General features: G+C 37.4%; 12 protein-coding genes. 7 read left to right on the top strand and 5 right to left on the bottom strand.

The window, feature by feature from the left end:
* Positions 1 to 396: 396 nt before the first annotated feature.
* On the bottom strand, positions 397 to 2,247 hold the full coding sequence (locus tag MKY80_RS18145; RefSeq protein ID WP_342530538.1) for a transglycosylase domain-containing protein: 1,851 nt from the start codon (positions 2,245 to 2,247) through the stop codon (positions 397 to 399).
* Between the two features lie 237 nt (positions 2,248 to 2,484).
* Here MKY80_RS18145 and MKY80_RS18140 point away from each other — a divergent pair, with 237 nt between their 5' ends.
* The gene (locus tag MKY80_RS18140; RefSeq protein ID WP_012292385.1) at positions 2,485 to 3,072 is read left to right on the top strand and encodes a peptidylprolyl isomerase; all 588 of its coding nucleotides are present in this window, start codon (positions 2,485 to 2,487) and stop codon (positions 3,070 to 3,072) included.
* A 22-nt stretch (positions 3,073 to 3,094) separates the two neighbouring features.
* Positions 3,095 to 3,307, top strand: a complete 213-nt coding sequence (locus tag MKY80_RS18135; protein ID WP_008178137.1) for a hypothetical protein — start codon at positions 3,095 to 3,097, stop codon at positions 3,305 to 3,307.
* A 40-nt stretch (positions 3,308 to 3,347) separates the two neighbouring features.
* On the opposite strand, the gene MKY80_RS18130 is transcribed toward MKY80_RS18135, so the two are convergent.
* Both MKY80_RS18130 and MKY80_RS18125 read right to left on the bottom strand, forming a co-directional pair.
* Positions 3,348 to 4,769 carry a hypothetical protein gene (locus tag MKY80_RS18130; protein ID WP_171366136.1) on the bottom strand — a complete coding sequence of 474 codons (1,422 nt, stop codon included), beginning with the start codon at positions 4,767 to 4,769 and terminating at the stop codon, positions 3,348 to 3,350.
* A gap of 110 nt (positions 4,770 to 4,879) precedes the next feature.
* Positions 4,880 to 6,055 carry a MalY/PatB family protein gene (locus MKY80_RS18125; protein ID WP_008178141.1) on the bottom strand — a complete coding sequence of 392 codons (1,176 nt, stop codon included), beginning with the start codon at positions 6,053 to 6,055 and terminating at the stop codon, positions 4,880 to 4,882.
* A 72-nt stretch (positions 6,056 to 6,127) separates the two neighbouring features.
* On the opposite strand from MKY80_RS18125, the gene MKY80_RS18120 reads away from it, so the two are divergent.
* Complete coding sequence (locus MKY80_RS18120) at positions 6,128 to 6,388, top strand: DUF1871 family protein (protein WP_089986172.1); 261 nt, start codon at positions 6,128 to 6,130, stop codon at positions 6,386 to 6,388.
* A gap of 84 nt (positions 6,389 to 6,472) precedes the next feature.
* Here MKY80_RS18120 and MKY80_RS18115 read toward each other — a convergent pair whose 3' ends face one another.
* Positions 6,473 to 7,813, bottom strand: coding sequence for a sodium-dependent transporter (locus MKY80_RS18115; protein WP_008178145.1), 1,341 nt, complete (start codon positions 7,811 to 7,813; stop codon positions 6,473 to 6,475).
* 222 nt (positions 7,814 to 8,035) lie between these two features.
* Between MKY80_RS18115 and MKY80_RS18110 the strand changes: the two genes are divergently transcribed.
* The 3 genes from MKY80_RS18110 (at position 8,036) to yugI (ending at position 10,676) form a co-directional block, all read left to right on the top strand.
* Positions 8,036 to 8,584: a sigma-70 family RNA polymerase sigma factor gene (locus tag MKY80_RS18110; protein ID WP_008178147.1), complete on the top strand. Its 549-nt coding sequence runs from the start codon at positions 8,036 to 8,038 to the stop codon at positions 8,582 to 8,584.
* Positions 8,577 to 10,214 carry a hypothetical protein gene (locus MKY80_RS18105; protein WP_239355474.1) on the top strand — a complete coding sequence of 546 codons (1,638 nt, stop codon included), beginning with the start codon at positions 8,577 to 8,579 and terminating at the stop codon, positions 10,212 to 10,214. Before MKY80_RS18110 ends, MKY80_RS18105 begins: the two co-directional genes overlap by 8 nt.
* Before the next feature lie 84 nt (positions 10,215 to 10,298).
* Positions 10,299 to 10,676 carry a S1 domain-containing post-transcriptional regulator GSP13 gene (gene yugI, locus MKY80_RS18100; protein ID WP_008178152.1) on the top strand — a complete coding sequence of 126 codons (378 nt, stop codon included), beginning with the start codon at positions 10,299 to 10,301 and terminating at the stop codon, positions 10,674 to 10,676.
* A gap of 43 nt (positions 10,677 to 10,719) precedes the next feature.
* Here the strand turns inward: yugI and MKY80_RS18095 are convergent, their stop codons facing one another.
* Positions 10,720 to 12,027 (bottom strand): sigma-54-dependent Fis family transcriptional regulator, encoded by a 1,308-nt coding sequence (locus MKY80_RS18095; protein ID WP_008178156.1) that lies wholly within the window; start codon positions 12,025 to 12,027, stop codon positions 10,720 to 10,722.
* Between the two features lie 145 nt (positions 12,028 to 12,172).
* On the opposite strand from MKY80_RS18095, the gene pruA reads away from it, so the two are divergent.
* Complete coding sequence (pruA, locus tag MKY80_RS18090) at positions 12,173 to 13,717, top strand: L-glutamate gamma-semialdehyde dehydrogenase (protein WP_036119850.1); 1,545 nt, start codon at positions 12,173 to 12,175, stop codon at positions 13,715 to 13,717.
* Positions 13,718 to 13,775 lie beyond the last annotated feature (58 nt).

Genomic DNA, 13,775 nt, shown 5'->3' with positions numbered 1-13,775 from the left:
AAACTATCGAGAGGCTCAATCTCGATGGTTTTTCTTATGTTCAAGTGACTATTTGGTGAATGACTACATGTTGTTCGAGCATAGGCAACTTCTTATTTTGCATGGCACGTCCAAGCTTTACATTAATGGGTAAGTTGATTGGAATGAAGGGCTGTGACTTCTGCGGGGAATGGGGGAAGTCGAGATTCTGGACTGAGCAGATGTTTTCTGAGCGAAAGCGTAGGAAGCAGCTCGACCCCATCCGTAGTGGAAATCAAAGGCTTTCTTTTATTTGAATGTAAAAGAAAAAAAGATTGTAGGCAAACACTCCAATTTTTCGAGTTTGTCTACAGTCTGAAGGGAGCAGAAAATCTCTTTCTGCTCCCTTTCGTGATCATTACATCCAAACCACTTATCTTACTCAAGTAAAACATTAAATAATTGATGATGAATTTTGTATTCTTCTAATTTTTGCATGGATTGAGGCTTATCATATCCAATCCATACGGCAGCTGTATAGGTATCATTAAGTCCGGCAAGCCAATAGTCTCGATAGTCATTCGTTGTCCCTGTTTTGGCACCAACATAGCTGCTATTACTGTAGACTCCCTGTCCCGTACCGTTCATCACAACATCGGCAAGTAACTCACGCATGTATTTTACTGTTTTAGGAGACCAAATTTGATCACGCTGTGTATCCCAACTATAGAGCTCTGTTCCATCTAAAGCTGTAACTTTACGAATGCTATGGGCTAGAACATAAGATCCATCAATAAAGCTTGTATAGGCATCTGCTAGTTCTAATGCTGTTACACCATAAGTAAGCCCGCCCAAGGAAGCGGCATAATTATAGTCCTTTTCTACAATGGAGCGGAAATGGAAGCGATCTAAATATTGAAATGCTGTATCAACGCCAACTGTCTGGAAGAGTCGCAGTGCCGATGTATTATAGCTATGTCGAAACGCAGTGCGTAGCGACACATCCCCATACTTGTACCCCCCATAGTTTTGAGGGCAGAAGGATCCGACACAATAACTACCACCATTTACAATTGAATCCGGTGTATGTGTGGTTGTTTCAAAGAAAGGAGCATAGACGGCCAGTGGCTTAAAGGCGGAACCTGGCTGACGTGTTCCTTGAAATGCGCGATGATAATCAAACTTTTCATAGTTTTTTCCTGCATATAAGCTAACGATCTCTCTGGATTGGTTGTGAATAACAGCACCTGCTGCTTGCAATGAACCGGCACCCAAGGTAGCGGTAATTTGTTGCTCATCATACTGCTGTTTTTGTGGATCCAATGCAGTGTTAATTATGAGTCCATTTTGAAATAATGTATCAAGTCGATTGTCTAATTGTGTCTTAATTTTTTTCTTTTCTTCCTCATTGTCTGTATTGTTAAGTCGATCCGCATAGCCTTCTTTTTCTGCAACTAACCATTTTAATTCTTGAAGAACGTAAGTGCCATACATAGGATAGCTTTGTATTTTATCCTTAATATGCAATGTAATAGGTTCTCCCTTATAAGTCGTCGCATCTTCCTTAGTAATGCTACCTTTCACGGCAAGTGTATCTAATAAGCGTTCTTGACGTGCTTTAGTTTGATCAAAGTTTTTTAAAGGGTTATAAAGTGACGGGTTGTTAGGAATTGCTGCAATAAAAGCAATTTCAGCTATTGATAATTGCTGGAGTGGCTTTTGAAAATAATAAGTGGCTGCTCCACCAATTCCGTAAACTTGATTGCTAAAATAGGACTCGTTAAGATACATCGTTAAAATTGCTTCTTTATCGAACTCTTTTTCTAATTCATAAGCATAAAAAAGTTCGGTTAATTTTCGTTCATATGTTTTTTCATCAGATAAATAACGCATTCGAACAAGCTGCTGTGTAATCGTACTGCCACCCTGTGAGCTAGCACTCGTATTTGAATTGGCGACTACTGCACGCATAATAGCACTTAAATCAAAGCCGATGTGTTCGTAGAAGTCGGCATCCTCACTTGCAATGAATATTTCCTGGGCAATTTGTGGAATTTCTTGTAATGTTAGTGGCTGCCGCCATTCGACATATTCCTCACTAAATGTTTGCCCATTTTGGTCCGTAAGTGTTACAGGAAGCTGAGGTTGTACTTCAGGTAAATGAATAGCCTGTGTAATTTGTTCCTCATGTGCTTGTGCGGTATTGATTTCTGTTCGTATGTTTGTGCTAATCCACCATAGAACAGGTAAGGAAAGAAGTATAATAAAAAAACCAAAAGCCTTTTTCATGTGTGCCTCCACTCTTTCTATGAATCCTTCAACAGAATAACATATTTTGGATTGATTCCAAATACTCGGTCAGACCTATTTCCTTTGTTTTGAGAGAGGAAGTTAAAAGTGCATAAATCGTCAATACTTTGATGAAGAAAACCAATCGGAAGTATGTTAGACTAAAATGAGGTCAAGAAGGATGAATTGTCATCTTTTTCATTGAAACTGAAAATTATCATTAAAGGAGAGACTTCCATGTTTCCACAATTAACAACAGACGTACAAGCAGGCGAAGTGCTTGTAGAAATGAACACAACATTAGGGGCAGTTAAAATTAAATTGTTCCCAGAGTTTGCACCAAAAACTGTTGAAAACTTTTTGGGTCATGCTAAATCAGGTTATTATAACGGCATCATTTTCCACCGAGTTATTCAAGACTTTATGATTCAAGGTGGGGACCCAACTGGAACAGGTATGGGCGGAGAATCAATTTGGGGAGATTCTTTTGAAGATGAATTCTCAGATAAATTGTTTAACCTACGCGGTGCGCTATCAATGGCTAATGCTGGTCCAAACACAAATGGTTCTCAATTCTTTATCGTTCAAATGAAACATCTTCCAAGCGATATGCTTCGTCAATTACAGGGAGCAGGCTTCCCAGAGGAAATTATCGAAGCTTATGCACAAAATGGCGGTACACCTTGGTTAGACCATAAACATACTGTATTCGGTCATGTTGTAGAAGGAATGGATATTGTGGATAAAATTGCGGATGTAGAAAAAGATCCCCGTGATAAGCCATTAGAAGATGTGAAAATTGAGTCAATTACAGTCTTTGAATAATAATTATAAGGACGTGTAGAGCATGGAAAACTTAATGTATCAATTTTTATATTTCCCTGAAGATAAATCAGGATATATTCCAGCAGCATTTGAATTTTTAATCATGCTTATTTTGTGTGTAGTCGTGTTTACGCTTTTCCGTAAAATTTCTAAGAAACAGGAAATTAAATCAAAAGAAATTGAAGCACGTATACTAGCAGAAAAGAAAAGTACAAACAACCAACAAAATGTCTAATTAAAAAGAATCTGCCTCCAATGGAGACAGATTCTTTTATTTAAATTTTTCTTTTAGAACGACGAACGATGTTTTGTAGTGTTTTGAAGGCATTGAAGCAAACGAGTACAATGGATAGGCCAATCCCACTCATGGCGGTAATAAAGGCAACCCATTCGAACGGCGTATAGCTCCAAACACTATCTAAATCACTACTGTCCTTCCATTCTTCAATGACTAAATTCATTCCGTATATACCGGATATAACCGTAAATACAGTTAAAATAAATAGTAAATTATTACTTCGATTATCAGACTGATCTTCTTGTGTTCGATATAAGCTGTTCAATGTCGCTTTTGTTTCTACATAATGTTCATTGATACGGAAATGCTTTCGTAGCATTTGAGAAATTTCCCGACCTTCAGTCCGAACAACGACTTCTTCGAAATAATAACGTGCAGAAAACTTTGTGATTAGTTCGATTAATTCATTGACAATTTGTTTATCTTTTCCCCACTTTATTTCACTGTATTCGTAGGATAGCTTTAAGAGCATCATTTTATAAAAATAATGAATGAACAAATTATAATAGTGAGTACCCATAAACTCCTGAATGCTATGTGAACAATGTTTAAATGGCTTATTTGTAAGTGTCATTTGCGCCTGCGCTGAAGAGATAATATAACTATTGGGTGCCCAGCGTGTATGGGCGTGTTCCTGTACATAGTTTGAAATATATTGAGAATTTGTGCTTGAAATAAAGGGTTTGCCATCAGGTGTTCTTCCATCTACTTGCCCTAATCGAAAAAGATGCTCAGGTAAAAGTTCTGCTTGTTCATCACACATTAAATAGGCTGAGGAAAACATTCGTTCATCTTCAAAAAAGGGCAATCCTTCATAGCTATGATCTTGGTGGTGCTGTAAAAAAGGCTTTAAGAAGGGGATAAAATAGTTAAATAATAGCTCACTCGTAGAATCACAATGACCGAACGAGAAATGGTGACTTGCTCCCTTTTCCTCTCGCAATTTTGCCTCCAGCACCCTAAAGTAATGAATGAAATTTAAAATATCACTAATGTCATAAGGGGTGTCAATGCTTGTTCGTACAGTGACGATGCCATTGCCGAAAGGGCATAGCGTTACATCGATGCTCATAAGCTCATAGTTTATACAATTTTCTTGATGGTGTAAGGCCCCTTGTGTATAAAATGCTTTTGAGAAACGAAGAAAGTCTGGGCTATCCATTTTGTTTGGGAATAATTTGTCTTCAAGAAAGGGATAAAAAAATTGGGCAAGCTCTTCATGTATAATTGTTATGTCTCCATAAAAGGTATTTTCAAGAGTAATATTGTTCAATTCAAAAAAAGAAAACCCTTCTTCTAAAAGGATATTACCAATCTTTTGCCGATCTTTTGTTTGGTAGGCGAAGGGAAACAAGAATGTCATATAGGCACGCTGAATTATTAAAGGAACTAAGTCCATTGAAAACACCCCTTTTTCCATCCGATTGTTAAGAAACTTTTCCACATATTAAGGATTTTAAACATCTAAAAAGAAGGAATCCTAAATAATCGGGATTCCTTCTCTTGCTTTTATTGTTCAAACGCTTTTTTAAAGCGCTCTACGCCGTCTCGTACTGTTTCAAATGAACAAGCTACATTCATACGTAAGAAGCCTTGACCCTCTTCACCGTATTTTGTCCCTGGCTCTAATGCCAGTTTACCAATTTCTAATAGTCGGTTCATAATATCTTTTTCTTCAAGCTTAAGCTCTCTATAATCAATCCATATTAAATAAGTGGATTGTGGTTTAATGATGCGAATGCCTGGAATCTGCTCTAACTCTTCTTTGACATAATCCATATTTGCTGAAACATACGGCAGCAATTCATCTAGCCAAGGGGAACCTTCCGTATACGCAGCCTGCAATGCTACAGAGGCAAAAGTATTTAATGAACCTTGTCCACTTGCCATATTCACGGCTTCAAGCTGTAGACGTTTGTTCTTATCTGGCACAATCATATAGGAAACCTGAATACCTGCTAAATTAAATGTTTTAGTAGGAGCCATACACGTTACAATCCGATTGATTTCATCGCCTGCTACTTTGGCAATAGGAATATGTTTTTCACCATTTATCATTAAATCAGCATGAATTTCATCTGAAATAATAACGACATCGTATTGAGCACAGAGTCGTACAATTTCCTTTAAAGTAGCTTCATCCCATACATAACCGCCAGGATTGTGAGGATTGCATAATATGTAGGCTTTGACATTTTGAGCTAGTGCCTGTTCAAAAGCTTCAAAATCAACGATAAATGTACCATCATTTTTTTCAACTAGTTGGCAGCTTACCACTTCGCGCCCATTGCTTTTTGGTATGTTAAAAAATGGTGGATAAACAGGTGTGGAAATAAGGACTTTATCTCCCGGATTAGTAAAGGCAACAATGCTATTTGCTAAGGCAGCCACAACCCCATTACAGAATACGATGGAATCCTTGTCAATTTGCCAATCATGACGAGTACTTTGCCAGTCCACGATTGACTGTATTGCTTCCTCACTAATAAAGCTATAACCAAAAATAGTGCGTTCGGCATGTTTCTGCAATGCTTTTGAAACGGCTGTTGGAGCAGCAAAATCCATATCAGCTACCCACATTGGCAAGATATCGGACGCATCGTTTAGTCCATAAACCATTTTCATTGCGTCCCATTTTACGGAGTTTGTACAACGACGTTTGATAGTTTGATCAAAAATAGACAAGCAAATCACTCTTTTCTTTTTTATTTACTATGGTATCATACGATTATGATCAAAGGATAATAGGTGAGTATTTTGGAAAATGTAAAAATGAATCAAGCAGCTGTCCATCTGCTAGAGGAGTGGGACCCATTCCACTTAGGTCCAGACCATTATGATACGGAAACAGCAGATGTTGTAGCGGCATTGCAAGGAATCGATGATCCATCTACGCTTGCAAAAGTAGTTCAAGAAACATATGAGCATTCGTTTGAGCAATGGATTCCTTTTGAGGATTGTGTAGCCATCTCTTACAAACTGATTGCTATTAAATTTGAAGCAAAATGTATTATTTAAAATATTTTGCATATTTCCTATAAAAAAAAGGGGTTGTCCTACGACAACCTCTTTTTGCATTGACATGATAGAGGCTCTATATCCTTATTTAAATATTGGTAAAATACCTTGAATGAAAATAATTAATATAGCAATTGGGGACACATAGCGAATTAACATGTACCAAATTGTAAACATCCAATTAGATGCGGCTAGCTCTTTACGAGAAATATCTTTTGTATAATAATAACCTGCAAAAATTGATATTAGCAGAGCGCCAATAGGCATTCCGATATTGTTGGTCATAAAATCAACAAAATCAAAAATAGAACGGTCTAACATCTTCACATCTGATAGTATACCAAATGACAGCGCACTAGGAATACCAACAATAAAGATAATGATGCCACCAATCCAGGCAATTTTTTTTCTTTTTTCTGGTTTATCTCCAATTGCAATTGCCACGACAATTTCTAACATGGAAATGGAAGATGTAACTGTGGCAAATAGTAATAATATAAAGAAGATGGTTAAGAATAGACCACCGAGAGGCAGTTGCTCGAAAACAGCTGGCAAAATAATAAATACGAGGCCGGGTCCTTGATCAGGTGTATAGCCAAGTGCGAATACTGCTGGGAAAATAACAAGACCAGCAAGTAAAGAGATGATTATGTTCATGGACGCTACATTGATTGCTGAGTTACCAATTTTCTCGGTTTTTGATAGATATGAAGCATAGGTAATCATCACAGCAATACCAACACTTAATGAGAAAAATGCTTGTCCTAATGCCATTAAAAATGTTTCAGCATTCAAGTAAGACCAATCAGGCACAAACATAAATTTAACGCCTTCCATTGCACCATCCAATGTTAAAGAGCGTATGACTAATATAATGAAGAAAATAAATAAGAGCGGCATCATCCATGTGCTGGCTTTCTCAATGCCACCTTTAATGCCGGCTGATACAATGACTACTGTCAATAACATAAATAGCCCTTGCACAAGCACTGCTTCAAATGGACTCGATATTATATGGTCAAATAAATCTGCGTAGTTGATGTTAGAACCTGCATTCGTTAGCTTAAACGTAAAGGCACGGCCCAAATAGCTTAAAATCCACCCACCTACAACACTATAGAAAGATAAGATAAGGCCTGCAATGACCATACCACCCCAACCAATTAAATACCAAGGCTTTCCTGGTGCTTGTTCTTTAAAGGATGTGACAGCATCCTTTTGTCCACGACGACCAATCATAAACTCTGCAATGAGTACTGGTAAGCCGATAAAGAATGTACATAAAATGAATAATAAGATGAAGACACTACCACCATTAGTACCAGCCATATAAGGGAATTTCCAAATGGCTCCTAGCCCTATAGCACTTCCGGCAGCAGCTAAAATAAACCCAATTTTAGTTGTAAATTGATCTCTCGATGACACAAAAATAAAGCCTCCTTGTACTAAAGTTTTATTTTACCCCAATATTTTCATAACACAAGCAAATATCAGAATATTGATGGGGGCGATTTCTCCATTAAGAGCCAATTTATATAGCGTGTGATGGCGTTTTAGTAAGGTTCCTCCTTTAAGAGTAAATAACATCCTTAATATGTAACAATTAGGGAGGTTCTGTCGTTCCATAAACAAAAGGAGGGGATTGCCTTGGAGGAGGCTGAATTAATAGTTAGGGCACAGCAAGGGGACAAAGAAGCCTATATCGATCTTATTCGAATTCATCAACAAACAGTTGAAAAGTTTGCCTTTCAGTGTGGCGTACATAGCAATGATTTAGCAGATGTTTCACAGGAGGTATTTGTTAAACTGTATCGCTTTTTACATCAATTTAAACAGGATCGATTTACGACGTGGCTTTATAAAATTACATTGAATGCTACACGTGATTATTATCGTAAGGAACAGAGAGAGCTGGCAAAAGAGGACAAGCTTAATGCGCAAAGGCAAACCATTTTCCTCTCTGCTGAAGACGATGTTCTATTATTTGAAGAAGATAAACTCTTACACAATGCTATTCAAGCCTTAGATGAAAAATATCGGTACCCTATCGTACTGTATTATTTCCACGAGCTAAAATATGAAGAAATCGCAGAGGTTTTAAATATTTCATTATCAACGGTTAAGGTACGGTTATTACGTGCGAAAGAAAAGTTGAAGGCAGCATTAATGCAAGAGGGGAGTGTTGAAAATGGATGATAAACAATTTAATCAACGTATGGCACTACTGAAAAAATCCTATGAGCGAATGGAATCAAAGCTAGAACCACAGCATGTTCTTCAGCAAATTGAAAATGAGGATGCCAAAAGGGAATTTCAAGAAATCAATAAAACGGCTCCAAAGCCTTCAACAAAATGGCAAAAGCCTGCTGTTTGGATTGCGAGCATCGCCAGTGTGTTATTAGTTGGAATTTTAATGTCGTCATATATGTTCCATCCGTCAACACCCGTGCATTCAAATGAAGAAAAGATAGAGAGTAGCTATGAAGAATGGTTCTCAAGCTTACAAAAAAGGTATCAGGAAAAACGCGAAAAAACACGCCAGGAGCTCCATATACCCGAACAAGACTTTAGGAAACTATCGTTTATTGGAATCGCTGATAATAAATACAATGATAAAGCTAGAAATAAAAAATTAGTTGTTAATAGAATGATGGATAATCCAAAATATTTAGCGGAGTTGGAGCAAGAAATACTAGATAATTTGCAAACACCTCGGGAGTTAATAGAGCAAATCAACTCATTTGAAAGCTCTATGTCATATGAAGAATCTCGATATTTTTTTAGCAATTATTTTTATTCAACGAAAGATGTTTTGCAATATTATACTAATCAACTTTCTCCTTATAGTAGTGTACTATCACAAAAAGAGGGAAATTATCCCAAAGAACTAAAACAATTAATCGCTACGGCTAAAAAACAGTATTTTGAGTTGTCTAATGATGGGAATAACTTTAGCTTTAGAGCAGATCCCATTTTTCAGAAAAATGCACCAGCATATACTGATCGTCTTCACTCTGACATATTAGGTCTGTTTAAATATTGGGCTACTGGCTCATTATTGGAAGGTGAAAATTTACGGTTTTCTACAGAAGAAACTGCTCGAATTTTAAAATTATATGAAAGAACATTAGTATCGGACCTATCAATAGGAGGACTTGATTTCCTATTACGGGATTTAAAGAAAGAGTTCGAAAATACGTGGCTTTTACTTCTAAAAGGTATGGATGACATGAGTAGATATTCGCCCGAACATATTGAGTTTTTAAATGCCGCTGCAAATGGAAAGTATGGAGAATCGATGCGATTAACTGCACAATTTATCCATGAAGAATTTAAAGAAAAAGGAACATCCAAAACAATTGATAATCTTACAAGACATGATATTGGAATGGAGCTTTCATATTTAAGTAATGAAGTCTATATTGAATCAACAGATGGTTCGACGAGCTTACAAATTGATTACCGTTGGATTATCCAAACTGAAGGTTTATACAATGCTTATATATCAAGCAAAGATGATACCATCCTAGATTCATTAAATCCAATGAACGTCGTTAGCTTATTCTTATATGCACAAGGAAAAGGCGATCAAGAAACCATTAAACAGTTAGTTTCTCAAGATGTAGATGTGAAAAAAGTGGTTCAATATGATGGTATGGAACATTTTACAGTTCTTTATGCAACTGATACATCCCAAACAACGATAAAAGTAGACGTGAAATCAGAATCAGTTCATATGGTTGGCCAACGCTTAACCTTCCAATTAGGTACAGAGACTATAGGAAAAGGTGAAAAACGTTGCATCATTACAGCCATTTCTGAGTAAGGAGATTTTTTGCCCCGATTTTACACGTATGTTATAATTTAACCGATATATACGTAGCAAACCAAAAGAAAGTGGGCAAAGGTTATGGTAAAAAAATATGAATTAGGAGACGTGTTGACCGGAAAAGTTACAGGTATTCAACCATACGGTGCATTTGTTGCATTAGATGACAATACGCAAGGCCTTGTGCATATTTCGGAAATAACATACGGCTTTGTGAAGGATGTTAGTGAATTTTTAGCTGTTGGGCAAGAAGTAGAGGTCAAGATACTTGAAATCGATGAAGAGGCCGAAAAAATTAGTTTATCGATGAGAGCGCTACAGGAACGCCCTGCAACAGTTAGAAAAAAAGAAGCACCACCACGCAAATCATTGCAGGACCGTGTAGATGAATCGGATGCGAATGGTTTTAATTCCTTAAAAGATAAATTACAGGACTGGATTGAACAATCTGGACAATAAAAAACGAGGATACTTTCAACGTGAAGGTATCCTCGTTTTTATGTTATTGCTTTTTTATTTTTCGGATTCGGTATTGAAGGTTTTGTCTACTCATCCCAAGTGCATTCGCGGCTTTTGTAATATTGCCCTCATATAAATTTAAGACATTTTGCACATAATATGATTCGGCTTCGCGCAAATAAGCATCTAATGGCATGACATCATGATTTTGATGGAACATAAAGAATTCAGGTTCACGATTGTTGGTATCTTGCTGCTGTACCTTGAAGCGGAAATGCAGCGGCAATAAATCGGAGGTTACCGTAGACTCTATTGTCATAAATGAAACAATTTCATCCAATAGTAACTCGAGTTCCTTTAAATTGCCAGGCCAATCATATTGTAAGAATAATTCCTGTACATCTGGTGCTAGCTCTGTAACCTGTGAAGCAAATCGTTCTCGATGTCGGCTAAAATAATCATCCACAAATGGGAGAATATCTTCTTTTCGATCAGTTAAATGGGGAATAGTAATAGCCATCGTTGCAAAGAAATAATAAAGTGATTTGGACAGCTTTTTTTCAGCAATTAATGTAATCGGGTCGCTACCTACACTGCCAATTAACATGTACTTGGACTGCGGTAGGGACTGGAGTATATCTAATAATTGCTCTTGAATATCTAAGCTTAAAAAATCAATGCGCTCAAAGAAAAAGGTATAGTCTTTATCTTCTTCTAAAAGCTGATTTAATTTATCAAGCACTGATTGAGCGGAACGACGACTAACAAGAGTCATAAAGGCTTCAGGATCTGGTGAAGCAGCGTGGTGAATACCTTCAGCCACTAAATCCTTGCCTGTGCCAGATTCCCCAATTAATAATACTGGTAATTTTACAGCCGCTGCTTTTTTAGCATTTTCGATGACCTGCTTCATTGCTTCAGATTCAGCTTTTATCATGTCGAACGTCAAAGGCTCATCATATCGACGAAGGGGTTGATAAACAAGCTTTTCTAATGATGTAATATCACGCGCAAATTCTATTGCCCCAATCAGTTTTCCATCTACAATAAGTGGAAAAGTATCATTAATGGTTGTAATTTCATGCCCATTTTTATTCCAATAGGATTGTTTGACATTAATTTCTTTCTTTCCAGTTTGTAATACACGCATTAAGGTACTTTCGTGCTGACGGAAGGAAAACATTTCAATAATCGAACGATCCGCTAGCTCATCAAAATGGAATCCTTCAATTTCTTTCATTTTTGTATTATAAATAATCGTCTTGCCGGATAGGTCTACTGCATGAATACCAACGGATACATTTGTTGCAATAAACTCATAAAAAGGTAGTAAAGGTTCAGAATTTTTCATAAAAATGTGCACCTCAAAAATTTTTTACTTGAAATATGCAACGAAATTTTGCATTATAATAAGTGTAAGAATATTTTATACGCAAAGATATTTTGCGTCAATGTTTTTTGCATACCCAAATATATCTCACAAGGGAGGATTAAGTATGATTCCATACAAACACGAACCATTCACAGATTTTTCACAAGAGGCAAACTACAATGCTTATGTAGAGGCTTTAAATAAAGTTGAAGGTTACTTAGGGCAAGACTACCCACTTATTATCGGTGGCGAGCGTATTACAACTGAAGATAAAATCGTTTCGTACAATCCTGCAAAGAAAACAGAAGTTATTGGCCGTGTGTCAAAAGCGAGCAAAGATTTAGCTGAAAAAGCTATGCAAGCAGCAGATGAAACATTCAAAACTTGGAAAAAAGTTGATCCAGCTATTCGTGCTGATGTTCTTTTCAAAGCAGCCGCTATTATTCGTCGTCGTAAACACGAATTCTCAGCATTATTAACAAAAGAAGCAGGGAAACCATGGGCAGAGGCTGATGCAGATACAGCAGAAGCAATCGACTTCTTAGAATACTATGGTCGCCAAATGCTACGTATTAAAAACGGTCAACCAGTAGAAAGCCGTCCAGGTGAATACAACCGTTATGACTATATTCCACTAGGAATTGGTATTGTCATCTCACCTTGGAACTTCCCATTTGCGATCATGGCTGGTACAACAGTAGCTGCATTAGTAACAGGTAACACAGTATTACTAAAACCAGCTTCTACAACACCAGTAGTGGCGTATAAATTTATCGAAGTATTAGAAGAAGCAGGTCTTCCAGCAGGAGCTGTTAACTTTGTACCAGGTTCTGGTGCTGAAGTGGGCGACTATTTAGTGGATCACCCAAAAACTCGTTTCATCAGCTTCACAGGTTCACGTGATGTTGGCTTACGTATTAACCAACGTGCATCTGTCCTAAATGATGGTCAAATTTGGATCAAACGCGTAATCGCTGAAATGGGCGGTAAAGATACAATCGTTGTCGATAAAGAAGCAGATCTTGAATTAGCTGCACAATCGATCGTGAAATCAGCCTTTGGTTTCTCTGGTCAAAAATGCTCAGCATGTTCTCGTGCTGTCATCGTAGAAGATGTGTATGACCAAGTGGTGAACCGTGTAGAAGAGTTAACAAACGCTTTAACAGTTGGAGATCCAACAGATTTCAGCAACTTCATGGCAACGGTTATTGACCAAGCAGCATTCAATAAAATTACGGAATACATTGAAATCGGTAAAGGCGAAGGTCGTCTAGTAGCTGGTGGTACAGCGGATGATTCAGTAGGTTATTTCGTACAACCAACCGTATTCGCTGACGTAGAGCCTTCTGCACGTATTATGAAAGAAGAAATCTTCGGACCAGTAGTAGCGATCGCAAAAGCAAAAGATTTCGATCAAGCGATTGAAATTGCTAACGATACAGAATACGGTTTAACAGGTGCTGTCATTACGACAAACCGCGTAAACTTAGAAAAAGCACGTGAAGAATTCCATGTTGGAAACCTTTACTTCAACCGTGGCTGTACAGGTGCGATTGTTGGCTACCAACCATTTGGTGGTTTCAACATGTCAGGTACAGACTCAAAAGCTGGTGGCCCTGACTACCTACAACTTCACATGCAAGCAAAAACAACTTCAGAAATGCTTTAATTTTACATTGACGTTAGGGCTATTTTAATTAAGTAGTAAATGAAGCATTGTGACAGAA

This window comes from Lysinibacillus sp. FSL R5-0849 (assembly GCF_038595075.1).
GTDB lineage: Bacteria > Bacillota > Bacilli > Bacillales_A > Planococcaceae > Lysinibacillus > Lysinibacillus fusiformis.
The sequence above is the reverse complement of the archived record's forward strand: the minus strand, read 5'-3'. Positions and strand labels throughout refer to the sequence as shown.